Source organism: Thalassotalea castellviae (assembly GCF_031846185.1).
GTDB lineage: Bacteria > Pseudomonadota > Gammaproteobacteria > Enterobacterales > Alteromonadaceae > Thalassotalea_H > Thalassotalea_H castellviae.
In genome coordinates this window covers 55,793-80,837 of the sequence record NZ_JAVRIF010000004.1, presented here as the reverse complement: position 1 = coordinate 80,837, position 25,045 = coordinate 55,793, and the positions used below count along the sequence as shown (strand labels likewise).

The following is a 25,045-nucleotide window of genomic DNA, read 5'->3' as shown; positions in this document are numbered from 1 at the left end:
GATGTATAATTAGATTTATTAGATAGTTAATTGAATACAATTATAAAATAAAGCAGCAATGATTTACTTAATATTCACTAACAATAAAAAAGGGGCCAAATAATGGCAAAGGGGCAATCTTTACAAGACCCATTTTTGAATGCTTTACGTCGTGATCGCATTCCAGTAGCAATATACTTAGTTAATGGCATTAAACTACAAGGACAAGTAGAGTCATTTGATCAATTCGTTATTTTGTTAAAAAATACCGTCAGTCAAATGGTTTATAAACATGCTATTTCTACGGTTGTACCTGCACGTGCAGTGAATACAGCTCCACAACCACCTCAAGCAGGTTTTAACCAATCAATGGACTCTCAAGAGTAATGTTCTTAACTGGTATTGTTAGGATTTGCTCATTTGTTTGATAGGTACCAAGCAGGTGAGCAAGCGATACTTGTTCATTTAGATTTTCCAGATGAAAATGCACGCGAAGATTTACAAGAATTTGAAATGCTTGTAGATTCTGCGGGTATTGAATCTTTATCTGTGATCACAGGTAAACGTAACACACCGCACAGTAAATTCTTTGTCGGAAGTGGAAAAGCACAAGAAATCGCTGATGAAGTTAAGTTACTTGATGCGAATGTGATTTTATTCAATCACAGTTTATCTCCTTCACAAGAAAAAAATATTGAAGCACTTTGTGAGTGTCGTGTCGTTGATCGCACGACATTGATATTAGATATTTTTGCGCAGCGTGCGCGTACACATGAAGGTAAATTACAAGTAGAATTAGCGCAATTACGCCATATTAGTACTCGCCTTATTCGCGGCTGGACGCATCTTGAAAGACAAAAAGGTGGTATAGGTCTTAGAGGACCGGGTGAAACACAACTTGAAACCGATAGACGGTTACTGCGTGAGCGAATGGTGAATATTCGTAAACGTTTAGAAAAAGTTGAAAAGCAACGCCAACAAGGCCGAAGAGCGCGTGAAAGAGCAGAGTTACCGACCATTTCGTTAGTCGGTTATACCAATGCGGGAAAATCAACTTTATTTAATTGTATAACCAAAGCAAAAGTTTATGCGGCTGATCAATTGTTTGCGACGCTTGACCCAACATTAAGACGGATTGAAGTTGAAGACGTAGGACGGGCAATTTTAGCCGATACAGTTGGTTTTATCCGTCATTTGCCCCATGACTTAGTAGCGGCTTTTAAAGCAACATTAACTGAAACTCGAGAAGCAGAATTATTATTACATGTTATTGATATTGCTGATGAACGACGTAGTGAAAATATTGAGCAAGTCCAAGAGGTGTTAAAAGAAATTGATGCGGGTGATGTTCCTCAATTACTGATTTGCAATAAAATTGATAAATTAGAGGATATTGAACCACGTATTGACCGTGATGAAACAGGCTTGCCAATTAGGGTGTGGCTGTCAGCACAACAAGGTATTGGAATTGAGTTGTTATTTGTAGCTCTAGCCGAACGTCTAGGCAAACAAATTGTAAAACATCGCTTAAAGATCCCACCTCAATATGGAAAATTTAGAGGGACATTTTATCAATTAAATTGTATTGCTGATGAGCAGTATGATGAACAAGGCAATTGCCTTTTAAAGGTAAAACTTCCCGCGAGAGAGTGGAATCGTTTAGTAAAAAAAGATGAAGCGGTAATTGAAAGCTTTATCGAAAGTTAACAGACTGATATATTAGGCTCAAAATTATTTTTGACTTATTATGTCAATTTCTACATTTTAGATTAGATAGCGGAGAGCAGCATGGCTTGGAATGAACCGGGGAAAGACGATAAAGATCCCTGGAAAAATAAAGGTGGCAAAAATCAAGGTCCACCAGACTTAGATGATTTATTAAAAGATTTAGGCAACAAAGTTGGCGGAATTTTTGGTGGTAAGTCTTCTGGCGGCGGCTCAGGAAAAAGCTTTTCTTCTGTAGGTATTGGCTTAGCGTTAATTGTTGCTGTGCTCGTTTACGCATTCAGTGGTTTTTACACGATAAAAGAAGCTGAGCAAGGCATAGTGTTACGTTTTGGTCAATATTCAGGCACGGTAGAGCCGGGTTTACGTTGGAAATGGACCTTTATCGATCGCATTATCCCTGTTGATATTCAAACCACACGCGATTTACCTGCAGCAGGTTTTATGCTGACACGAGATGAGAATGTTGTGCGCGTTGAAATGCAGATCCAATATCGTGTTGTTGACCCTCGAAATTATGTTTTTAGTGTGACTAATGCTGATGATAGTTTAAGTCAGTCGCTTGATAGTGCGTTACGTTATGTTGTTGGTCACGCAAAAATGGATGATATTTTAACCAGTGGTCGTGAACAAGTTAGACAAGATGTTTGGGCTGAGCTAAACGATATCATCGAGCCTTATAATCTTGGGTTAATAGTTGTTGATGTTAACTTTAAAGATGCTCGTCCTCCTGAAGAAGTTAAAGACGCATTTGATGATGCAATAGCTGCGCAAGAAGATGAAGTACGCTTTTTACGTGAAGCTGAAGCATATGCCAAAGGTATTGAACCTAGAGCGCGTGGCCGTGTTAAGCGTATGGAGCAAGAAGCTATTGCGTATAGAGAGCAAACTGTTTTAGATGCGCAAGGTGAAGTGGCTAAATTTGAAAAGCTTTTACCTGAGTATCAAGCCGCGCCAGAAGTTACTCGTCAACGCTTGTATTTAGCTACCATGGAAAAAGTGTATAGCAACACGAGTAAAGTGATGGTTGATGTCGATGGCGGTAATAATATGATGTATTTACCACTTGATAAAATTATGCAACAACAGAATCAAACTAATAGAATAATTCCTAATGCTTCACAAAGTGTGAACACATCAGGTAATACAGTTAATTCAGCACCTTCAAGCTCAGGTCGTTCAGACCGTTTTAATAACGGGAGAAATTAAGCAATGAAAAACTTTATGATTGCGATAATCGCTGCTTTATTTGTCTTAGTTGTTTCATCAGTGTTTGTTGTTTTTGAAGGTCAACGCGGCATAGTATTTCAATTCTCGAAAATTAAACGAGATGCAGAAACTGGTAACATGATCGTTTTTGAACCAGGATTACAGTTTAAAATACCGTTTATTGAAAATGTTAAAAAAATTGATGCACGTATTCAAACATTAGATGAAGCGCCAGATCGTTTTGTAACTTCTGAGAAAAAAGATTTAATGGTCGACTCTTTTGTTAAATGGCGCATTGTTGATTTTTCTACCTATTATTTACGTACGTCAGGTTCAATTGAAAATGCACGTGCATTATTGAAGCAAAAAGTGAATAACGGTTTAAGAACGGAATTTGGTACTCGAACGATTAAAGAAATTGTTTCTGGTGATCGTGATGATATCATGGCAAAAGCGCTAGAAAGCGCAGCAAGTAGTCGTGAAGATTTAGGTATTGAAGTGATTGATGTGCGTATTAAAGCGATTAATTTACCAACAGAAGTTAGTGCTTCTATTTATGACCGTATGCGTGCTGAACGAACTGCTGTAGCAAAAGAGCACAGATCGAAAGGTCAAGAACAGTCTGAAATTATTCGTGCAACCATTGATGCGAAAGTAACGGTTATGTTAGCAACAGCACAAAAAGAAGCATTTGAAATTCGTGGTGAAGGCGATGCCTTAGCAGCAAAAGTGTATGCTGACACGTATAAGAAAGATGCTGAGTTCTTTAGCTTTTATCGAAGTCTTGAGGCTTATGAAAAAAGCTTTAGCAGCAAAAATGATATTTTGGTTGTTAAACCAGATAACGACTTCTTTCACTATTTAAAAAATAGTGCCAAAGTAAAAGAATAATCGTGATGATTTAAAAACAGAAAACCATGACATTGTCATGGTTTTTTTATGTCAGTAATTCAAGACTAAGGAGCCATAGATGACTATCGAATTATTAGTCACAGCATTAGCGATAGCATTGATTATAGAAGGATTGATTCCGGCATTATTTCCAAATAAATGGCGCGCCTATGTATTAAAATTAGCTGAAGAAACTCCACAATCGATTCGATCAATAGGGATCACAATCATAGTAATTGGATTGATAATTCTTTGGTTACTACATTAACATTTAATGAATGCGATAATTATAATCTAATGCTGTTTAACTAAGTTATTCTCTTTATTTGATATTTTGAAATCGTATTAAAATCCAACAAGAATAGCTTGGACTCATTATTATAATTTGATAGAATCCCCGCCTAATTTTCTTACCAATATGTGAACATGGGTAAAAACGTCGTAGTTCTTGGCACCCAATGGGGTGACGAAGGCAAAGGTAAAGTAGTCGACTTACTGACTGATACAGCTAAGTACGTAGTACGCTATCAAGGTGGCCATAACGCCGGTCATACACTTGTTATTAACGGTGAAAAAACTGTTTTACATCTAATACCGTCAGGAGTGTTACGTGAGAACGTAAAATGCTTAATTGGTAATGGTGTTGTACTTTGTCCAAAAGCATTAATGACTGAAATGAAAATGTTGGAAGAGCGTGGTGTTCCCGTTCGCGAACGTTTGTTGATCAGTGATGCTTGTCCATTAATTCTTCCTTATCATAATGCGCTTGATGCAGCTCGTGAAGCTGCACGTGGTAGCAAGGCTATCGGTACGACCGGTCGTGGTATTGGTCCCGCTTATGAAGATAAAGTTGCTCGTCGTGGTTTACGTGTTGGCGACTTATTTAATGCAGAAACATTTGCGTCAAAACTAAAAGAAATTATGGAATACCATAACTTTGCTTTAGTGAACTATTACAAAGCAGAGCCAGTTAATTATGAACAAGTGCTTGCTGATGTATTAGCGGTACGCGAAGTGATTATTAGTATGGTTGCTGACATTGCGGAATTGCTTGATCAAGCTCGTATTGCTGGCGAAAAAATTATGTTTGAAGGTGCACAAGGTACGTTACTTGATATCGACCACGGTACTTACCCTTACGTAACTTCTTCAAATACTACTGCCGGTGGTGTTTCGACAGGTTGTGGATTTGGACCTTGTAATATTGATTACGTATTAGGTATCACCAAAGCTTACACCACTCGTGTTGGCTCTGGCCCATTCCCAACAGAATTAGATGACGAAATTGGTAATCATTTAGGCACAGTTGGCCATGAGTTTGGTGCAACTACAGGTCGTGAACGTCGTTGTGGTTGGTTTGATGCGGTTGCTATGCATCGTGCTACTCAAGTCAACAGCGTGACAGGTTTTTGTTTAACTAAACTTGATGTTTTAGATGGTTTAGAAGAATTGAAAATTTGTACTGGATATCAAACTAAATCAGGTGAAATCATTACTGTTCCGCCAACCGCAGCGGAAGGTTATGAAGAAATCACTCCGGTTTATGAATCTATGCCTGGTTGGTCTGAAAAAACCTACGGTGCAACTTCAATTGAGCAATTACCTGCTAATGCTATTGCTTATATTAAACGTATTGAAGAAGTAACGGGTGTGCCGATTGACCTAATTTCAACAGGCCCAGACCGTAACGAAACTATCATTTTGGTTAATCCATTTAGCGAATAGAGTCTTACGCGTTGATTGTTTTTAAAGGCCACTTTTAAAGTGGCTTTTTTTATATCTTTTTATCGAGCGATATAGCCAATTTGTTGAAAGCAGTAGCCTTGTTTACCTGCCGTGAAAATCACTTTATATTCTGACGCTTGTTTGATCATCAAAGTATGAATATCGCTAACGTTAATGAAATAGCGCTAATCCGAGCGGATAAAGCAAAAATCCTCGAAGGAGAAAATGAAGATCTAGTGATATGTCTTGAATGTAATAGTGAATATTTATACAAGTAATGTGTAATTTCTTATATTAGTGGTAGTGTTTATCTAGGCTATAGAGGTATTACCACATAAATTTAGCTTGAGTTCAGGGTAAATAATGCAATATTATGTAAAAGAAAATGAACTAAAAAAACAAAAATCTATAATATATTAATATATAACGCACTGGGACTACCAATAATGACTGATTTACGCCAACAGGCACTTGATTATCACCAATTTCCAACGCCTGGAAAAATAAGTGTAGAACTTACAACTGCTGCCGAAACTAGCCTGGACCTCTCTCTTGCTTATAGCCCTGGAGTCGCAGAGCCTGTAAGAGCAATCGCTGATAACCCAGATGATGTTTATAAATATACAGGTAAAGGCAATACTGTTGCTGTTATTACTAATGGTACCGCGATTTTAGGTTTAGGTAATTTAGGTGGCATGGCATCAAAACCTGTGATGGAAGGTAAAGCATTATTGTTTAAACGTTTTGCCAATATCAATTCATTTGATCTAGAAGTAAAACATAAAACCGTCGAAGAGTTTGTCTCAACTGTGGCAAACATTGCCGATAGTTTTGGCGGTATAAACCTTGAAGATATCAAAGCGCCAGAGTGTTTTGAAATTGAAAAGGCGTTAATCGAGCGTTGTAAAATCCCGGTTTTTCATGATGATCAGCATGGTACAGCCATTGTTACTGCGGCAGGAATGATCAATGCGCTTGAGATTCAAGGGAAAAACATTAAACATGCAAATATTATTTGTATGGGCGCGGGTGCGGCTGCGATTGCTTGTATGGAGCTTCTTATTAAATGCGGCGCGCAACGTGAAAAAATTTACATGTTAGATACTAAAGGTGTTATCCATACCCGTCGTGATGATTTAAATGAATATAAACGATTATTTGCTAACAATACCGACAAACGTACTTTAGAAGATGTTATTGATGGTGCTGATGTGTTTGTTGGTGTTTCTGGCCCTAATGTTTTATCGGCAGAACATGTGAAATTAATGGCACCTAAACCCGTAATCTTTGCTTGTTCAAATCCAGATCCTGAAATCAAACCTGAATTAGCCCATGCCACGCGTGATGATATCATTATGGCAACGGGTCGTTCTGATTATCCTAACCAAGTGAATAATGTACTTTGTTTCCCGTTTATTTTTCGTGGCGCTTTAGATGTGAGAGCAAGGACTATTAACGACGAAATGAAAGTGGCCTGTGTACATGCTATTCGTGAATTAGCAAAAGAAGCTGTACCTCAGGATGTTTTAGATGCCAGTTGTGAAAGTACATTAACCTTTGGTAAGGAATACATTATCCCTAAACCGATGGATTCGCGTTTGTGTGGCCGTGTAGCAAAAGCCGTAGCGCAAGCGGCAGTTGATTCTGGGGTTGCAGCGTTAGAATTACCTGAAGATTATATGAATAGCTAACCGTCCTTAAATGAAAAAGCTCAAATAAATAATGTGTTTGAGCTTTTGTTGTTTTATCACGAGTGCTCGTGAGTAATAAATTAGACTAGCGATTAGTCATCTTCTATCTCAAATTGGCTAAAATCTGTGACACCTTGTTCTTCTAGTGCTTTACGAACACTGGCTGGTAGCTTCTCAACATTGTCTTTTGCTAAGTCGATATCATCAGGTAATGGTTGCCCGGTAAAGGCATGTAAAAACGCTTCGCATAATAATTCACTATTGGTTGCATGACGAAGATTATTTACTTGACGTCTTGTACGTTCATCCGTCAATACTTTGAGAACTCTTAAGGGGATAGAAACGGTAATTTTTTTTACTTGTTCACTTTTTTTACCGTGTTCGGCATATGGGTTGATATATTCGCCATTCCACTTTGCCATGAATTACCTCTGGTTACTTTTATTATGAGTTTTATGCTTAATTTACGCTGAAAACAGATAAACTATTCATCTTATAGTTTTAAATAGATTTTACTGGTTGTTACCGTCGAGTCAATAACGAATGTGTAGAAGTTTAGATGTCTAAAGTTCTTGACCCGCCAATTTAAAAGATTTAGACTTTTGGACGTCCAAAAGTCTATTTGGTTTTATTGCAGCAAATATTTCACTGAGAGTCATATGAACGATAAAAAAATTGCAACGATTGCAGTACGAGCAGGTATTAACTCTGACGAGCATCATGGTGCTGTTATTCCTGCTATTCATTTGTCGAGTACCTATGCCCTGAAAGGTTTTAATGAGAAGCGACAGTTTGATTATTCTCGTACGGGTAATCCGACAAGAGCAACATTTGCGCAAGCGATTGCTGAATTAGAACAAGGCAGTGTTGGCATAGTCACCTGTACAGGCATGGCAAGTGTGCATTTGATTTGTCAGCTTTTATCTACAGATGACACTGTGGTGATCCCTCATGATTGTTATGGCGGTAGTTATCGACTATTTACCCATTTAGCTAAACGTGGACAATTTAATTTAATTGTTGTTGATCAAAATGATGAGCAAGCATTACACGAAGCGTTACTACAAAAACCTAAATTAGTGCTATTAGAAAGTCCTAGTAATCCTTTATTGCGTTTAGTGGATATTGAAAAAATCACCAAAGCTTGTCATCAAGTTGGCGCATTGGTTGCCGTTGATAACACCTTTTTATCACCGGCATTACAGCAACCATTGTTGTTAGGCGCTGATATCGTTTTCCACTCAACCACCAAATATATCAATGGCCATAGTGACGTCGTTGGTGGCGTGTTAGTCACGAAAGATAAAGCGTTAGGAGAAGAGCTTGCATGGTGGGCTAATTGTATTGGCATTACCGGCTCACCTTTCGATAGTTACTTGGCGTTACGTGGTCTTAAAACTTTGCCTATTCGTATGAGGCAGCATCAAGAAAATGCCAACGCAGTAGCTCAATTTTTAAAAGCCCACGAGGCGGTTAAAGCAGTCTATTATCCAGGTTTTTCCGATCATCCAGGTCATGAAATTGCCAAAAGACAACAATATGATTTTGGTGCCATGATGAGCTTTGAAGTGCAGGGTGGCGAAGAAGCAGTGAAAAAACTGTTTGCTAATTTAACCTTATTTACTTTAGCTCAATCACTTGGCGGCGTTGAAAGTTTAATTAGCCACCCATCAACGATGACACATGCCGGGATGGAACTCGCTGCGCAACTTGAAGCAGGTATTACCCAATCATTAGTCCGTATTTCGGTTGGTATCGAAGACAGTGATGACATTATTGAAGATTTAGCAGCAGGTCTTGCCGCTAGTCAATTGTAGAGCAAAAGTGAAAAGAACATGAAACAGTCTAATGCAGCAGAAAAGTTAACGGCCGATCAAAACCAATTGGCAAAACATGCGATTCAAGTGCATAAATTTGGTGGTAGTTCGTTAGCATCAGCTCAATGTATTGTGCGTGTTGTAGATATTATTCGTCAGCATTGTCAATTAAATGATATTGTCGTGGTTTCAGCCAATGGTGGAACAACCGACGCTTTATTTGCGTTATATCATCAAGCTATCTTACAGACTGAAACACTCGAAATTTCGCTGCATGATATCAAGTCAATGCAAGCTCAACTTATCAGCGAACTATTATCGTCAAGTAATGAAAAGCGATTATTAACGCAATTAGACGCAGATTGTGCGCAATTAAAAAAATGGTTAGAAAATTCACCACAGCAACATCAAGCTGATATTTTAGCCTTTGGTGAATTGTGGTCTGCGCGTTTACTGTCCGAAGTATTAAGTGAAAAAGTTTGCCCAAGCTTTATGGTAGATTCCCGCGATTTTCTCGTGATTGATAATGACAAGGCTTGTCAGGTAAATACTCAAGTTAGTAAAACGCAATTATATCAATTAAAACAACGTCATAAATTAGCCGTTATTACGGGTTATATCGCGAAAAATAGTCAAAATGAAACTTGTACTTTAGGCAGAAATGGCAGTGATTATTCTGCTACTATCATGGCATCACTAGTTGGGGCATTAAATGTCACGTTATGGACTGATGTAGATGGTATTTATAGTGCCGATCCTCGGGTGGTTCCATCTGCAAGAAAATTACACCGTTTGCCTAATGGTGTCGCTAAAGAATTAGGTAGATTGGGTAATCCGGTATTACACGCAAAAACCCTACAACCCTTGACAGATCATAGTACACATTTACATGTTGCGAGTAGTTTTGACCCATCCATTAGTGGCACTGAAATTGGTAAATTTGGTCAAATTGCTAAGCAAGAATTGTCTGTCACATTTTTAAATGATTTATTGTTGGCACAATCGGATAGTTTTACAGGAAACTTAGGTGAACAAGCCCAACAAGAGTTTTCAGCGGTTTGTGGTGATGATAAAGCCGGCTTTATTGTTATTCATCAAGAACAACAAAAGGCGGTGAGCCAGTGGCTTGCTAGCCACGACACGGAAGTGAAATTTACACCCGCCAGTATTTTAGCGACTGTCGGTCATAAAGTGATTCATCATGGTGACGTGCAAGCGCGGTTTAAACGTTCATTAAGACACAGTAAAACTTTTGCTAGAGTTAACTCTCCTAATGAACATAGTATCATGGCTGTACTTACGCAAGCTTGTACTACTGAGTTATTAAATAATGTTCATCACGACATGACCAAAGATGCTCGCCATATCGGCCTTGTTGTTGCCGGTTTAGGCAATATAGGAGAACGATTCCTTGAGATGTTGCCGGCACAATTAAGTCGAGTGCCAGCGCTTGAAAATGTGCATTTAGTTGGTTTAGTCTCATCTAAAAAAGCCTTGTTCAATAATGACGGTATTGAGGTTAATCAGGCATTGTCCTTATATCAAAAAGATGCACAACCGATTGATAAATCAGAGCTAATGTCCTGGTTAGCTAATCATCCATATGATGAATTAGTAGTGGTTGATGTTACACCGAGCGAACAATTTAGTTTGTTATATGAAGACTTTTTTAAGCAAGGTATTCATGTCATCGGGGCAAATAAATGGGCCGCTTCTTCTAGTACGGATAATTATAAGTCTCTGCTGGCAAGCGCGGCTAAAAGTAAAAGTTTGTGGTTTGGAAATACGACAGTAGGTGCTGGGTTACCAATAAATTATGCGATTAATGATTTATTAAATAGTGGCGATAATATTACTGAAATATCAGGGATTTTTTCAGGGACGCTCTCTTGGATTTTCGAAACCTATGATGGCACGTTACCGTTTTCTAAGTTAATGCTGGATGCACTTTCACAAGGTATTACGGAACCTGATCCTCGTGAAGATTTATCAGGCCGTGATGTACAAAGAAAGTTACTGATTTTGGCACGAGCCGCGGGTTTTGAACTTTCATTAGCAGATATTAAATGCCAAAACTTAGTACCGGATGCATTGCAAACGTTATCCATTCCGGATTTTCTAGCGGCAGCGGATCAATTAGATTCGTTTTTTTCAGAGCAGCTAAATCAAGCGAAAGAACAACAATGTTGTATTCGCTACATCGCTCGTTTTTCTGTGTCTGAATCAGGCAAGTTAACGGCGAAAGTAGGTTTAGAAGTATTAAGTAACAATGATGCTTTTGCGAACTTAACACCGTGCGATAATATCTTTCAAATTAAAAGTGGCTGGTATCAAGAGAATCCGTTAATTATCCGCGGGCCAGGAGCCGGTAGAGATGTTACGGCAAGCGGCATACACTCGGATCTTGTCAATATCTGTCAGCGATTAAATACCCGTCAAAGCCAAGTGAAACTTAAAGGGATTGATTAATATTAGTTCTCTTAATGTGCTTGGCGATTTGAATGAGACAAATAATTTCTTGTGACTTAGGGTAATTTTAACTAGCATGAATGTTATCTGATCCCAGTTTAGGTAACTGACTGTTATAAACTAAAATTATGCCGAACAACGCTAAAATAGATACTCGTTTTACTACTCAAGTAAAAGTTTTACTCGATAAAATATATGGCCGAAGTATATTAAAAGATTCTCTCCTTGAGCGAGCCATCAGCTTTTTTGAATATCAGCCATATAATGAGAGTAAGCTAGAAAAACTAAAACAGCGCATATATGAGCTTAATACGCAAAAAGATGATGAAAAAGTCAAACTTGAAATAGAGAAGACTGAACGTCAATACCGTGAATTTAAACAAGACCTTAAAGATGAAAATAATGAAAGGCATAAATATCTTTTAACTATTTGTCAGGAAATCATCACGTTAAGCGAGGGAAATAATCAAGCTGAGAGCAATAAAAAGTCTGCTCAACTTTTGGGTACCATTCAGCTGTTAAGTCCTACCGAAGGCAAGAAAGTCGCCAAGGTAAATGAATGTAACAAGCCTTTATATAAGGCTGTTTTATGCTTACGATTGCTTGATAAACTTTGCATAGATAAATCGCCCATTGTTAATGAAGAACAAATTAAATCCTATCTAAGTGATGAAAATATCGCGCAATTTAGTCAATGGCCAGAAACTGATAGTAAAAGTTATCAAGCATTTGTTGATAACGTAAAAATTTCAATTGTAATGGCGGCGCTTTTACAAGATATCGGTCATTTTCATCAAGATGCTCAACATATCGTGAAAGGAGAGGATGGTACACTTGATCCTCATCGAACGTTACTCGTAGAAGATCGAAAAGCCTTGTTGCAAATTAATTATCGTGAAACGATTCGCTTTTTAGTAGAGGGGCTTGGTACACCAACTTATATCGGCAATTCTAAAGCTGATAGAGATAAATTTTACTTCGCTGAACATAAAAAGTTAGTGTTCATCAAGCATTTATTAAAGAGCGCCATTACGCCTAAACAAGGTATTGGAAATATCCTAAAAGTCCCACAAATTTACACTTCGATAATCTTGTCGACTAAATCAAGTTATAACTACAAATTGTTACCAAAGGTCTATCAAGCGCTTAACGCCAATGCTGAAAACGGTATTTGTAGCCAAGATGCTGTTGATGCTTTGCGTACCATTACCGGAGATTATCCCCAAGGCTTCGGCATCACCTATATTCCCATTGGTTTGGAAGGTAAACCGGGTGATCATTATGAATACGCTATCGTTAATAATCTTTATCCGGAAAGCCCCGAAACACCTAGTTGTCGTACAGCAACGAGAAATTTAACTTTTCTTGTCCATGGCCAAGATATAGTTATTACCCTTGATATGAACCTTTATCACACCGAAACCGCGCAAAATTTTGCCAATATTAGTAAAGATAGGTTAAACGAAATATTAGAGTTGCTTGCTTCTAATTATAAAGAGCGACAAAACCTCGATTTATTGCCAAGGTGTTGGCATGCAGGTGAATTTTTCTCGATTAAAAATCATCAGAAATTATGGAATAAGAATACTTAAGTGATGTTGACTTAAAGCGTACTCATGCTTAAAAGTGTATAAATAATGCACTGCCTATTTTATAGACAATTTTTCTTGAAAGGCATATGCTGTAGCTTCTCGTAGATAATTGGATGAATCTATATGGGCTCACAGTTTGAAATTGCGTTATCAGTGATAATTGTTTCGATAGTCATGTTTATTGCGTCACTTCTTTTTAAAGATAAAGAAGGCGACAAACCTGCCCGTATTGCCTTTCGCTCGTTTTATTTTTTTACTGTGATATTTTTTGTCGTAATGTCAGCCAATATCCAATCTTCTACGTTATTACTCGATTTTTTTAGTGACGTCTTTTTTGCCTTGTCCGGATTGTGTTTAACTATCGGTATATTGTGGCGCTGTCAAAGTAAAATCCCCATTTCATTGGTGTGTAGTTTTGCTGTTATTTATGTCATTACTGATAAATTTGTCATTGAGTCAAGTGTTCAAGTGGCTTATTTATATAACGTTATCCTTTCACTTGTCTGTGTTTACGCACTGTTAAATAGAACGCAAGGAAGTAATGTCGGCGATAAAGGAATGGCACTTGTTATCGCGTTGAACACTTTGTTACTCATCGCAAATTTAGCTAGTTTTACTGGCATCATAAACCATGAATTTTCAACCCAATTCATGGTAACACTTTTCATTTTTGCTCCCGCATATTTAGCAGGATTAACCATTTTTTTATTTTCAAGCTATATGTTAGATGCACATAAGGCCTTAGAAATAGAAGCGACAACCGATCCATTAACCGAGCTCTATAATCGACGGTTTTTTCTATCTGAATCAAAGCGTATGTTAAAAGCGGCAGAAAGACACAGAGAACCGTTATGTGTGATGATGTGTGATATCGACTATTTTAAACAGGTTAATGATAATTATGGTCATAAAGTGGGCGATAAAGTGTTAAAAGCATTTGCACATGTCCTGAGTGATTATCTTCGAGGTGGTGATATATTAGCGCGTTATGGTGGGGAAGAGTTTGTCGCTATACTCACTCAAACAGACAAAGTGAAAGCGTTAACCGTTGTTGAGCGGATGCGCGAACAAGTAGAGAAACTATCGTTCGAGACAAATAAAGGCACAATTAATTTAACCGCTAGTTTTGGGATCTGTGAAGTACAAGATTACCATGATATAGAAATGTCGATAAATCATGCTGATAATGCCATGTATGATGCAAAATCGGCGGGGCGAAATGTGGTTAAGCATTATGAAAGTGTGCTGGCTTAACCATCATTTATCATCACTTAAATGGCGACATTAAAAACAATATTGATTGATCATGGCTGCTAGCAGCAAGTTAGTTTTATCTATCTCAGAATAGGCCAAAAATTCATTCGGTTGATGTGCCTGATTTATTGAACCTGGACCTAGGACAATTGTTTGACAACCTAATTGTTGAATATAAGGTGCTTCAGTTGCGTAGTTAACGGCGCAACATTGATGACCACTTATTTCTTCAGCCAGACTGACGAAGTCACTGGGTTGTTTTTGTTCAAAACTCGGCGAGCTTGGATGTAATTCATCAAAAGAAATTCGATTTGGATATTTTTCTGCTAAAGGCGCTAAAGCCCCTGCAAGTAAATTAATTAATTCAGCATCAGTCATGCCTGGTAGGGATCTCATATCTAAATCAAGTTCACAATGACCACAAATTCTATTCGCGTTATCACCACCCTTAATGGCTCCTAAATTAAGAGTTGGCGCCGTAACATCGAAAGCTTGATTATGATAGTTACTGATGAGCTTTTCTTTTAATGAGATAAGTTCTCCAATGACTAAATACATTATTTCAATGGCATTTACCCCTAAACTAGGTTTACTCGAATGTCCAGATTGGCCTTGAATAGTTATGCGATGAGACATATGCCCTTTATGCATGACTACCGGTACTAAATTTGTTGGTTCACCAATAATAGCGACATCTGGTTTCATTAATTGTTGTTGGGCGAAAAAACGAGCTCCTGCCATTGTGGTTTCTTCATCAGCAGTGGCAAGAATATATAATGGTTTTTTTAATTTTGACGCGTTCAGGTTTTTACATGCTTGTAAAATAAAGGCAAAGAAGCCTTTCATATCACATGTACCTAAGCCATAAAATTTGTCATCTTTATCGACAACTTTTAATGGGTCTGACTGCCATCTATTTTCATCAAATGGAACCGTATCGCTGTGTCCTGCTAATAAAAGTCCGCCTTCGCCGCTTCCTAACTTCGCTAATAAATTATATTTATTTCGAGTATCGGGTACTTTTTGAATATCAATCGAAAAACCAATTTGTTCAAACCATGTTGCAAGTATTTGAATAATATCTAAATTTCCTTGGTCCCAACTGGCTTGAGTGGAACTGATGGAAGGGCTTGCAATCAGCTGTTTTAGGGCGTCTGAAAAGTGTGGTAATTGATGCATAAGGGTTCACATTCATAAAAAATAAAATCAGTAGATAGTTATGTTAATTTATTGCATAACTACCCATTAGGTGTTAAATTCTCATTCTAGTGTAGATAACCTAATTTGATAACGCTATGGAAAAATGTTTAATTGATTATTTATTATCGAATAATTTAGAACATAACTATTATATAGACTCATGTTATTAGGTTTAATAAATCACATTTTTTACTTGGTTAATCATTTCACATAGAAAAAATTAACATGAAAAATTATCATTTTAGCTGATTGAATATAGAACAATTAGCTGAATAAAATTGCAAATAGAGGTTATATGAAAGTCGCGGTTATAGGAGCAAGTGGTTATGTAGGTGCTGAGCTAATCGGTTTATTATCTGCACACGATAAAATATCGCTTGAATATTTAGTTGTTTCTGAAAACAGTAGCTCTGCTGATATGACTTTTTCACAATTGCACCCTCGCTATCTTGGGGTGTGTGATTTACCTCTAGTGTGCTTTTCTCAAGCTTGGTTTGATTCAGCGATTCAAAACATCGATGCGGTATTTTTTGCAACGCCGCATGAATTCAGTGCTGATTGGGCTCAAAGCTTTGTTGATGCTGGTATTAAAGTATTTGATTTATCTGGTGGTTTTCGTTTAAAGGATAGTCAAGATTACCCGACTTATTATGGCTTTGAACATAAGCACTTAACCGCATTATCGCAAGCAAAGTACGGTTTAGCTGAGTGGGAAAGCGAAAACATTGCCACTACTCAATTAGTCGCGGTTCCTGGTTGTTACCCTACCGCAAGTTTATTATCACTGAAGCCGTTAACAGCAAATCAATTACACCTTGAAAATTCATTGATCGTGGTAAATGGTATAAGTGGTGTTAGTGGTGCGGGTAGAAAAGCTTCATTAGCTACCAGTTTTTATGAGGTTAGTTTAACGCCGTATAATATTTTACAGCACAGACATCAGCCAGAAATTAGCCAAGAAGCCAAAGCACAAGTGATATTTAATCCACATCTTGCACCTTATAAAAGAGGTTTAATGGCAACGGTAACCTTGCAATTAAAATCATCAGTTACAAAAGAGCAAGTTGATCAAGCATTTGAACAAGCATATAAAAATCACCCGTTAGTGCGTTTAACAGGATCTTGGCCGAAAATTGATAATGTAGCGCATACGCCTTTTGCCGATCTCCATTGGCAAGTAGATGCAGAAAAACAGGTAGCTGTGGTGAGTTGTGCCATTGATAACTTATTAAAAGGCGCAGCTTCTCAAGCCGTACAATGTGCCAATATCTCTCTTGGTTTGCCGAGTGAATACAGTTTACTGATACAACAAAATAAAGGCATAAACTAATGGCACTTTCAAAGAAGTTAAATAACAAGCCGTTAGTGATCAAGATTGGCGGTGCTATCTTAGAGAAGGCATCAGCTTTGCAATCGTTATTGACCGTTATTGCTTCGTTGCAGAATCAAGCCGTAGTCTTAGTACATGGTGGCGGTTGTGTGGTTGATGAAATGTTAAGCCAAGCGGGCTTTACCACTGAAAAAAAGCACGGTTTACGTGTCACTCCACAGGAACAAATGCAAATTATCTCGGGCGCTTTAGCGGGGAGTGTTAATAAGTCAATTGTTGCTGCTGCGTCTAGTTTAAATATGCATGCTGTTGGATTGTCATTATCTGATGGCAATATGGTGTCATGCACGTTAAGCGAAAAAGATTTAGGCATGGTTGGTGAGCCAAGTGCACAATGCAGTAAATTACTGGATAGCTTAATTAATGCGAATTTTTTACCGATTATTTCCTCCATTGGCTCGTTAAAAAGTGGCGAATTGGTCAATGTTAATGCCGATGATGCTGCGGTTGCTATTTGTAAATTACTCAATGCTGAACTGTTATTACTTACCGATGTTAATGGCGTAAAAGATGGCAGTGGGCAATACATACCGTCCTTAAATAATGAACAAGCATCGTCTTTAATTGATCAAGGAGTGATCGCAGGCGGTATGACCGCCAAAGTAAATGCCGCGTTAAATGCGGCTAACCAGTTGCGACGAAGTATCGCGGTGGCCAGTTGGCAATCTCCCGAGCAAATTATTCATTTGCTTAATGGTGAGAATATCGGCACCCGCATTCAACCAAGCAGCTAACTAGCTTCAACCACAATGAAAAAGTTAGTAAGCGTTCATAATTGAAAGATACGTACTCGAAACAGGAAAAGAAAATGACACATCATACTCCAGCATTGGCTAATTTTTTAGCGGATGATCAGTTAACCAAATCAGAAATAATCGCGTTAATAACACTGGCAATTGAAATTAAAAAAAATCCCGCTAACTTTAATCAAGTATTAGCAGGAAAATCAGTAGCAATGATTTTTGAAAAGCCATCATTGAGAACGCATGTCAGTTTCGACATGGGTATTGCAAAACTTGGTGGTCATGCACTTTATTTAGGTCAACAAAACGGTAAGTTAGGTGAACGTGAAAGAGTAAGTGATTACGCGAAAAACCTGTCATGTTACGCTGACGCCATTGTTGCTCGTGTCTTCGAAAATAGTGCTATTGAAGGGTTGGCTCAGCATGCAAGTGTGCCAGTGGTAAATGCGCTATGTGATTTATATCATCCGTGCCAGTCACTTGCAGATTTTGTTACCTTAGCGGAAATTTTTGCTAAAGATAACATAGCAGATTTAGCAAAGGTCAAACTTGCTTATATTGGAGACGGTAATAATGTTTCTAATTCATTAATGTTGATGGCTGCATTAGTGGGCGTTGACTTTACACTTGTTTGTCCTGAAGGTTACGGGCCTTCACAAGCAATGCTTGAAAAAACACAAGCCCTTGCACAAGTAAGTGGCGCAAAATTTACGTTTACCACCGATATTAATCAACTGGGTCAACAAGATGCCATCTATACTGATACTTGGGTATCAATGGGTGATGAAGACCCAAGCAAGAAAGCAACAATATTGAAGGTTTTTGCTCCTTATCAGGTGAATCATGCCTTAATGGAGAAAGCCAACGCGAGTGTGGTAATGCATTGCCAACCCGCACATTTAGAAGAAGAAATTACCACTGCACTTTTTGATGATGAAGAAAAATCTGTCGTGTTCCAAGAAGCGGAAAATAGAATGTGGGCACAGTGTGCTGTATTAACGTCGTTATTTAGTGATTACAGTAATTAAAAGTGAGAGAAAATAACTAACATAAAACCTGAGCATTCAGGTTCTTAAACAAATTTAAAAATTTATAGGTAGATTGAAATGGCTTTAGCAGCAAAGAAAAAAATCAAAAAAGTAGTATTAGCATATTCAGGTGGATTAGATACTTCAGCGATCATTCCATGGTTAAAAGAAAATTATGAAGGTTGTGAAGTTGTCGCTTTTTGTGCTGATGTTGGACAGGGCGAAGAAGAGTTAGTTGGTATTCAGGAAAAAGCGATTGCTTCTGGTGCTTCAGAATGTCATGTGGTTGATTTAAAAGAAGAATATGTAAAAGATTATATTTACCCTATTTTAAAAACGGGTGCGGTTTATGAAGGGCAATATTTATTAGGAACCTCGATGGCGCGTCCGGTAATAGCGAAGGCTCATGTTGAAGTAGCGCTTAAAGTTGGTGCCGACGCTGTATGCCATGGTTGTACTGGTAAAGGTAATGACCAAGTGCGTTTTGAGTCTTGTTTTGCCGCACTTGCTCCACAACTAACTGTTATTGCGCCATGGCGTGAATGGGACATGGTTTCTCGTGAAGATTTATTAGATTATTTAGCAGAATGTGATATTCCCTGCTCTGCGTCATTAACGAAAATTTACAGCCGTGATGCAAACTCTTGGCACATTTCTCACGAAGGCGGTGAATTAGAAGACCCTTGGTGTGAACCTTCAAAAGAAGTGTGGACCATGACCGTTGATCCAATGGATGCACCTGATGAAGCAGAACGTGTTCAACTTAGCTTTGTAGAAGGTGAGTTGGTTGCTGTTGATGGGCAAGATTTTAAAGACACAGGTTCTCCTGCCCATGAAGCCTTGATGTACTTAAATGCCAAGGGGGCTGCTCACGGTGTTGGTCGTATCGATATCGTAGAAAACCGTTTGGTTGGTATGAAGTCCAGAGGTTGTTATGAAACTCCAGGCGGTACCATTTTAATGGCGGCATATAAAGGCTTAGAAACCTTAATTTTAGATAAAGAATCATTAAAATATCGAGAGTCAATTGCACTGGAATTTTCTCATGTGATTTACGATGGTCGCTGGTTTACGCCATTAGCGAAATCTCAATTGGCTGGTGCGGCGTCTTTAGCGGAAAAATTAACCGGTGACGTTGTTGTTAAACTATATAAAGGTATGGCGCAAGTTACCCAACGTCGTTCTCCTAATTCATTGTATTCAGAAGAGTTTGCGACTTTTGGTGCTGACGATGTTTATGACCAAAAACATGCAGAAGGCTTTATCCGCTTATTCAGCTTATCAAGCAGAATTACTGCACTCTCTCAATCAGATAAGAAGTAAAGGATAAGTACCATGGCATTATGGGGCGGAAGATTTAAAGAAAAAGCGAGTTTACAATTTAAAAAGTTTAATGACTCGCTACCCGTTGACTATCGCATGGCGGTACAAGACATTGTCGGTTCAATAGCATGGGCTCAAGCTATTCATGAAGTTGGCGTGATCAATGATGACGAATTAACACGTTTAACGGCAGCATTAGAAGAACTCAAAGCATCGGTTGAAGAAAATCCTAAACAAATTTTAGCATCCGATGCAGAAGACATTCATAGCTGGGTTGAAATTCAATTAATCGAGAAAACGGGTGATCTAGGTAAAAAGCTTCACACCGGGCGTAGTCGTAATGACCAAGTGGCAACGGACTTAAAACTTTGGTGTAAAGAAACGGGTGGCGATTTATTATTTGCCTTAGTTAATTTACAGCAATCTATGATGAACCTTGCTGAACGTGAAAAAGACACTGTTTTACCGGGTTATACACATCTACAACGTGCGCAACCAGTTACTTTTGGGCATTGGTGTTTAGCCTATGTTGAAATGTTTAATCGTGATATTGGTCGATTAAAAGATGCCCTTTATCGGTTAGATGTTTCACCACTTGGTTCAGGTGCGCTTGCGGGAACCGCTTACCCGATTGATCGTAAAGCACTGGCAAACCGTTTAGGGTTTAGAACAGCGACGATGAATAGTTTAGATGCTGTCTCAGATAGGGATCACGTCATTGAATTATTAGCTTCCGCGAGTATTTCAATGATGCATCTATCACGTTTTGCTGAAGATCTAATTTTTTACAACTCAGGCGAAGCTGGCTTTGTGGAAATGAGTGATCTCGTCAGCTCAGGCTCTTCGTTAATGCCGCAAAAGAAAAATCCCGATGCCTGTGAATTAATTCGGGGTAAAGCTGGTCGAGTGTTTGGGTCTTTAACTGGCATGTTAACGACAATGAAAGCACTGGCGCTCGCTTATAATAAAGATATGCAAGAAGACAAAGAAGGTCTTTTTGATGCGATGGATACATGGCAAGAATGCATGGAAATGGCGGTGCTTGTCGCTGATGGCTTAAAAGTGAATCGCTCACGTACGCTTGCCGCTGCACAGCAAGGTTACGCAAACGCTACTGAGCTTGCTGATTACTTAGTCGGTAAAGATATTCCGTTCCGCGAAGCGCATCATATTGTGGGTGAAGTAGTGCTGGCGGCAATTGATAAAGGCGTGCCGTTAGAAGACCTAACGATTACTCAGTTACAAGAATATTCTGAAAAGATTGAACAAGATGTTTATCAACATTTATCAATTGAATCTACGCTTGATAAACGTGAAGCGCTTGGTGGTACTTCTCGTTCTCAAGTTGAAAAAGCATTAGCAACAGGCAATGAAGAAATTCTCAATGAGCAAGTAGTTGGTGCACCAGGAAAACAACAAACTGAAGTGGCATTAAAGCAAGTGAAGCAACGGCTAAATGCACAGAAAGCTGCAGCAATGTCAGTGCGCCGCGCAAGAATGTCTGACGTGGATAACATATATCAACAAGTTAATTTTTGGGCGGACAAAGGTGAAATATTACCTCGTTCTCGTGACAATATTATTCACGATATCCAAAATTTCGTGGTTGCTGAATTAGCTGGCAATGTGGTTGGTTGTGCCTCGCTTTACATTTATCAAACTGGCTTGGCAGAAATACGTTCCGTTGTTGTTGCAGATAATGCGCAAAAACAAGGTCAGGGCGAAGCATTAGTTCAATACTTGCTTGAGTTTGCCCATCAAATAGAATTAGAGCAAATTATCGTGCTGACTTATATTCCTGAATATTTTAGTCAACTTGGTTTTACCACGATTGATAAATCGACATTGGCTGACAATATTATCGAAGACAGTGAACCAAGCCCGCATAAAGACCCTGCTGATGAAGTCGCAATGCAATATATTGTTGGTCAAAGTAAGTAATAAAAGTAGATGTTAAATAATGGATGATATGAATACTGGCGATCAAAATTACGTTAAATGGTTTAGAAACGCTGCTCCCTATATTAATGCACACCGTGGTAAAACTGTGGTGTTGATGTTCGGAGGTGAGGCGGTGTCTCACCCAAATTTTGCCAATATTATTCATGATATTTCATTATTAAGAAGTTTAGGGGTGAAACTTGTGGTGGTGCATGGCGCAAGACCACAAATTGAAAACAGTATTAAGCAACGTGGCATTAAACGTAATATTGAAAATAATGTTCGCGTAACTGACGCCGAAACACTCGTAGCGGTAAAAGATGCCACCGGCTCTTTACGATTACATATCGAAGCGCTGTTAAGTACCGGGTTAGCTAACTCTCCCATGCACGGCTCTCAAATTAGGGTGAGTACAGGCAATTTTGTTATTGCTAAACCTATGGGGGTTCGTGAAGGGATAGATTATAAGTATACTGGCTCAGTTCGAAGAATTGATTCTGATGGCATAAATATGCAGCTAGATTATGGCTCCATTGTGCTCCTTTCTCCAATTGGTTATTCGCCAACTGGCGAAGTGTTTAACTTGGCGTTAGAAGATGTTGCCACGCAAACAGCCATTGCTCTAAAGGCTGACAAATTAATTGCCTTAACAGATGATGAGGGATTAATTGATCAATCTGGCAAACTTATCCGTAGTTGTAGCGTTCGTACGGTTAAAACCTTATTGGATGAAAAAGATTGTCATGTTCGCCAATTATTACTGCGCTCTATTATTCAATGTGGTGAAAATGGTGTTGAACGTTGTCATTGTGTTAGTTATCAAAGTGATACTGCATTATTACAAGAATTATTTACTCGTGATGGTGCCGGAACCTTAATAGCCAAAGATCATAAAGAAGAACTCTCAACAGCCACAATCGATGATGTTGCCGGAATCTTAGAGCTGATTCAGCCTCTTGAAGAAGAAGGGGTGTTAGTGAAACGGTCGAGAGAATTACTGGAAGTCGAAATTGATCGCTTTACTGTGCTCAAAAAAGAAGATGTGATCATTGCTTGTGTTGCACTGTACCCATATGCCGAAGCAAATACTGGAGAAATAGCTTGTGTGGTGATTCATCCTGATTATCGAAAAGGTAACCGAGGTGAAAGATTAATGGCGGCAGTAGAAGAAAATGCCAAGAAACAAGGCTTTGATTCTGTTTTTGTCTTAACTACCGTGAGCGGTCATTGGTTTCTAGAACAAGGCTTCACTGAGCAGCCAATTGAGAAACTTCCAGAAGGTAAAAAGCAAATGTATAACTTTCAGCGAAAGTCGAAAATATATGTTAAAAACCTCAGGTAATTAATACATCAAATTAAAAACCCGAATAACTTTCGTTACTCGGGTTTTTTTTAAACGCTTGCCGTTAAATTTGCGCTGACACAGAGTGAAAGCGCAGGCTAAAATTAAAGCTCAGGCCCTGCTTTTACTAATGCCTTACCGTTGTCGGTATCGGTGAATTTGTCAAAATTATTAACAAAACGAGTAGCTAAATCTTGCGCTTTTGTTTGCCATTCTGCCGCATTTGAATATGTATCACGAGGATCAAGGATCTCGGTATTTACACCCGGTAATGCGGTAGGAACACTTAAATTAAACAGCGGTAATGTGCGGGTTTCTGCACTATCGATAGAACCATCTAATATTGAGTCTATTATCGCACGAGTATCTTTAATAGAGATACGTTTACCTGTGCCATTCCAACCAGTATTGACTAAATAAGCTTCAGCACCAACTGCTTGCATACGCTTACGTAAAACTTCAGCATATTGAGTTGGATGTAAACTTAAAAAAGCAGCACCAAAACAACTTGAAAATGTAGGTGTTGGTTCAGTGATCCCGCGTTCGGTTCCCGCTAACTTTGCGGTAAAACCAGATAAAAAGTAATACTCAGTTTGTGCCGGAGTCAATTTAGAAACGGGTGGTAGAACGCCAAAAGCATCTGCTGTTAAGAAAATGACCTTTTTAGCATGTCCAGCACGTGAAACGGGTTTAACAATATTATCGATATGATGAATTGGGTAAGAAACACGAGTGTTTTCTGTTTTTGAGTTATCATCGAAATCAACTTTACCATTGGCATCAACCGTTACATTTTCTAATAACGCATCACGACGAATGGCGTTATAGATGTCAGGTTCATTTTCTTTACTTAAATTGATGGTTTTAGCATAACAACCACCTTCAAAGTTAAACACACCGTTGTCATCCCAACCGTGCTCATCATCACCAATTAACTCACGTTTAGGATCTGTAGAAAGTGTTGTTTTACCGGTGCCCGATAAACCAAAAAATATAGCAACATCACCTTTTTTACCGACATTGGCACTACAGTGCATTGAAGCAATACCTTTTAAAGGTAATAAGTAGTTCATCATTGAGAACATACCTTTTTTCATTTCACCGCCGTACCAAGTACCACCGATTAATTGAATTTTTTCGGTTAAATTGAAAGCGACAAAATTTTCTGAATTCAAGCCTTGCTCTTGCCATTTGTCATTGGTGGTTTTTGCGCCATTCATTACTACGAAATCGGGTTCGTAATCTTTTAACTCTTCATCCGAAGGTCGAATGAACATGTTTTTTACAAAATGTGCTTGCCAAGCGACTTGAGTAATAAAACGTACTTTCAAACGCGTATCTTCATTGGCGCCACAATACGTATCAACTACAAATAAACGTTGGTCTGAAAGTTGTGTAGTAACTAATGATTTTAAATGATCCCAAGTTTCTTGAGTCATAGGTTTGTTATCATTTTTACCTTGATCTGACCACCATACTGTATCTCGTGAAGTATCGTCACGCACGATATATTTATCTTTAGGAGAACGGCCAGTAAAAATACCAGTATCAACATTCACGGCTCCAAGCTCAGTGACTACGCCTTTTTCATAGCCCTCAAGATCAGATTTAGTTTCTTCTGCAAACAACAAATCATAAGACGGGTTATAAACAACCTCTGTCGCATTATTAATGCCGTATTGAGATAAATCGATAGTTTTTGGCAAAGCAGTCATAACAAATAAGC

The 25,045-nt window shown here is 38.5% G+C and carries 20 protein-coding genes; 17 read left to right on the top strand and 3 right to left on the bottom strand.

The features are described from left to right. The first annotated feature begins 102 nt into the window (after positions 1-102). From hfq to RM573_RS09115, 7 genes are all read left to right on the top strand, one after another. A complete protein-coding gene (gene hfq, locus RM573_RS09145; RefSeq protein ID WP_311580586.1) occupies positions 103-366 on the top strand; it encodes an RNA chaperone Hfq in 264 nt (87 codons plus the stop codon). A 33-nt stretch (positions 367-399) separates the two neighbouring features. Next, a complete protein-coding gene (hflX, locus tag RM573_RS09140) occupies positions 400-1,686 on the top strand; it encodes a ribosome rescue GTPase HflX (RefSeq protein ID WP_311580583.1) in 1,287 nt (428 codons plus the stop codon). A gap of 81 nt (positions 1,687-1,767) precedes the next feature. Then, positions 1,768-2,913: an FtsH protease activity modulator HflK gene (hflK, locus tag RM573_RS09135; RefSeq protein ID WP_311580580.1), complete on the top strand. Its 1,146-nt coding sequence runs from the start codon at positions 1,768-1,770 to the stop codon at positions 2,911-2,913. A 3-nt stretch (positions 2,914-2,916) separates the two neighbouring features. Next, a complete protein-coding gene (hflC, locus tag RM573_RS09130; protein WP_311580577.1) occupies positions 2,917-3,804 on the top strand; it encodes a protease modulator HflC in 888 nt (295 codons plus the stop codon). A 79-nt stretch (positions 3,805-3,883) separates the two neighbouring features. Further along, on the top strand, positions 3,884-4,072 hold the full coding sequence (locus RM573_RS09125; RefSeq protein ID WP_311580575.1) for a DUF2065 domain-containing protein: 189 nt from the start codon (positions 3,884-3,886) through the stop codon (positions 4,070-4,072). A 158-nt stretch (positions 4,073-4,230) separates the two neighbouring features. Continuing rightward, positions 4,231-5,529, top strand: coding sequence for an adenylosuccinate synthase (locus RM573_RS09120; protein WP_311580572.1), 1,299 nt, complete (start codon positions 4,231-4,233; stop codon positions 5,527-5,529). A 446-nt stretch (positions 5,530-5,975) separates the two neighbouring features. Further along, a complete protein-coding gene (locus tag RM573_RS09115) occupies positions 5,976-7,220 on the top strand; it encodes a malic enzyme-like NAD(P)-binding protein (RefSeq protein WP_311580569.1) in 1,245 nt (414 codons plus the stop codon). A 92-nt stretch (positions 7,221-7,312) separates the two neighbouring features. Here the strand turns inward: RM573_RS09115 and metJ are convergent, their stop codons facing one another. Then, positions 7,313-7,642: a met regulon transcriptional regulator MetJ gene (metJ, locus tag RM573_RS09110; protein WP_311580566.1), complete on the bottom strand. Its 330-nt coding sequence runs from the start codon at positions 7,640-7,642 to the stop codon at positions 7,313-7,315. 237 nt (positions 7,643-7,879) lie between these two features. Here metJ and metB point away from each other — a divergent pair, with 237 nt between their 5' ends. From metB to RM573_RS09090, 4 genes are all read left to right on the top strand, one after another. Continuing rightward, positions 7,880-9,037 (top strand): cystathionine gamma-synthase, encoded by a 1,158-nt coding sequence (metB, locus tag RM573_RS09105; RefSeq protein WP_311580563.1) that lies wholly within the window; start codon positions 7,880-7,882, stop codon positions 9,035-9,037. An 18-nt stretch (positions 9,038-9,055) separates the two neighbouring features. Next, complete coding sequence (metL, locus tag RM573_RS09100; protein WP_311580560.1) at positions 9,056-11,506, top strand: bifunctional aspartate kinase/homoserine dehydrogenase II; 2,451 nt, start codon at positions 9,056-9,058, stop codon at positions 11,504-11,506. Between the two features lie 128 nt (positions 11,507-11,634). Beyond that, positions 11,635-13,098: a hypothetical protein gene (locus tag RM573_RS09095; protein WP_311580557.1), complete on the top strand. Its 1,464-nt coding sequence runs from the start codon at positions 11,635-11,637 to the stop codon at positions 13,096-13,098. Between the two features lie 123 nt (positions 13,099-13,221). Beyond that, entirely contained in the window at positions 13,222-14,352 is a 1,131-nt protein-coding gene (locus RM573_RS09090; protein ID WP_311580553.1) for a GGDEF domain-containing protein, read from the top strand. 30 nt (positions 14,353-14,382) lie between these two features. Here the strand turns inward: RM573_RS09090 and argE are convergent, their stop codons facing one another. Further along, positions 14,383-15,531 (bottom strand): acetylornithine deacetylase, encoded by a 1,149-nt coding sequence (argE, locus tag RM573_RS09085; protein WP_311580550.1) that lies wholly within the window; start codon positions 15,529-15,531, stop codon positions 14,383-14,385. A gap of 316 nt (positions 15,532-15,847) precedes the next feature. Here argE and argC point away from each other — a divergent pair, with 316 nt between their 5' ends. From argC to argA, 6 genes are all read left to right on the top strand, one after another. Then, entirely contained in the window at positions 15,848-16,882 is a 1,035-nt protein-coding gene (argC, locus tag RM573_RS09080; RefSeq protein WP_311580547.1) for an N-acetyl-gamma-glutamyl-phosphate reductase, read from the top strand. Further along, a complete protein-coding gene (gene argB / locus RM573_RS09075; protein ID WP_311580544.1) occupies positions 16,882-17,676 on the top strand; it encodes an acetylglutamate kinase in 795 nt (264 codons plus the stop codon). Before argC ends, argB begins: the two co-directional genes overlap by 1 nt. A gap of 95 nt (positions 17,677-17,771) precedes the next feature. Further along, positions 17,772-18,713 (top strand): ornithine carbamoyltransferase, encoded by a 942-nt coding sequence (locus tag RM573_RS09070; protein WP_311581176.1) that lies wholly within the window; start codon positions 17,772-17,774, stop codon positions 18,711-18,713. Between the two features lie 78 nt (positions 18,714-18,791). Beyond that, positions 18,792-20,036, top strand: coding sequence for an argininosuccinate synthase (locus RM573_RS09065; protein ID WP_311580541.1), 1,245 nt, complete (start codon positions 18,792-18,794; stop codon positions 20,034-20,036). 12 nt (positions 20,037-20,048) lie between these two features. Continuing rightward, positions 20,049-21,977, top strand: coding sequence for an argininosuccinate lyase (argH, locus tag RM573_RS09060; protein WP_311580538.1), 1,929 nt, complete (start codon positions 20,049-20,051; stop codon positions 21,975-21,977). 28 nt (positions 21,978-22,005) lie between these two features. Beyond that, positions 22,006-23,319, top strand: a complete 1,314-nt coding sequence (gene argA / locus RM573_RS09055) for an amino-acid N-acetyltransferase (RefSeq protein ID WP_311581172.1) — start codon at positions 22,006-22,008, stop codon at positions 23,317-23,319. Between the two features lie 104 nt (positions 23,320-23,423). On the opposite strand, the gene pckA is transcribed toward argA, so the two are convergent. Next, the gene (gene pckA / locus RM573_RS09050; protein ID WP_432280230.1) at positions 23,424-25,034 is read right to left on the bottom strand and encodes a phosphoenolpyruvate carboxykinase (ATP); all 1,611 of its coding nucleotides are present in this window, start codon (positions 25,032-25,034) and stop codon (positions 23,424-23,426) included. Positions 25,035-25,045: the final 11 nt, after the last annotated feature.

What these genes read in the sequence shown, in the direction of transcription:
- hfq (WP_311580586.1), top strand. Translation starts at nt 103, where the DNA reads ATGGCAAAGGGGCAATCTTTACAAGACCCATTTTTGAATGCTTTACGT.
- hflK (WP_311580580.1), top strand. Translation starts at nt 1,768, where the DNA reads ATGGCTTGGAATGAACCGGGGAAAGACGATAAAGATCCCTGGAAAAAT.
- hflC (WP_311580577.1), top strand. Translation starts at nt 2,917, where the DNA reads ATGAAAAACTTTATGATTGCGATAATCGCTGCTTTATTTGTCTTAGTT.
- RM573_RS09125 (WP_311580575.1), top strand. Translation starts at nt 3,884, where the DNA reads ATGACTATCGAATTATTAGTCACAGCATTAGCGATAGCATTGATTATA.
- RM573_RS09120 (WP_311580572.1), top strand. Translation starts at nt 4,231, where the DNA reads ATGGGTAAAAACGTCGTAGTTCTTGGCACCCAATGGGGTGACGAAGGC.
- RM573_RS09115 (WP_311580569.1), top strand. Translation starts at nt 5,976, where the DNA reads ATGACTGATTTACGCCAACAGGCACTTGATTATCACCAATTTCCAACG.
- metJ (WP_311580566.1), bottom strand. Translation starts at nt 7,642, where the DNA reads ATGGCAAAGTGGAATGGCGAATATATCAACCCATATGCCGAACACGGT.
- metB (WP_311580563.1), top strand. Translation starts at nt 7,880, where the DNA reads ATGAACGATAAAAAAATTGCAACGATTGCAGTACGAGCAGGTATTAAC.
- metL (WP_311580560.1), top strand. Translation starts at nt 9,056, where the DNA reads ATGAAACAGTCTAATGCAGCAGAAAAGTTAACGGCCGATCAAAACCAA.
- RM573_RS09095 (WP_311580557.1), top strand. Translation starts at nt 11,635, where the DNA reads ATGCCGAACAACGCTAAAATAGATACTCGTTTTACTACTCAAGTAAAA.
- RM573_RS09090 (WP_311580553.1), top strand. Translation starts at nt 13,222, where the DNA reads ATGGGCTCACAGTTTGAAATTGCGTTATCAGTGATAATTGTTTCGATA.
- argE (WP_311580550.1), bottom strand. Translation starts at nt 15,531, where the DNA reads ATGCATCAATTACCACACTTTTCAGACGCCCTAAAACAGCTGATTGCA.
- argC (WP_311580547.1), top strand. Translation starts at nt 15,848, where the DNA reads ATGAAAGTCGCGGTTATAGGAGCAAGTGGTTATGTAGGTGCTGAGCTA.
- argB (WP_311580544.1), top strand. Translation starts at nt 16,882, where the DNA reads ATGGCACTTTCAAAGAAGTTAAATAACAAGCCGTTAGTGATCAAGATT.
- RM573_RS09065 (WP_311580541.1), top strand. Translation starts at nt 18,792, where the DNA reads ATGGCTTTAGCAGCAAAGAAAAAAATCAAAAAAGTAGTATTAGCATAT.
- argH (WP_311580538.1), top strand. Translation starts at nt 20,049, where the DNA reads ATGGCATTATGGGGCGGAAGATTTAAAGAAAAAGCGAGTTTACAATTT.
- argA (WP_311581172.1), top strand. Translation starts at nt 22,006, where the DNA reads ATGAATACTGGCGATCAAAATTACGTTAAATGGTTTAGAAACGCTGCT.
- pckA (WP_432280230.1), bottom strand. Translation starts at nt 25,034, where the DNA reads ATGACTGCTTTGCCAAAAACTATCGATTTATCTCAATACGGCATTAAT.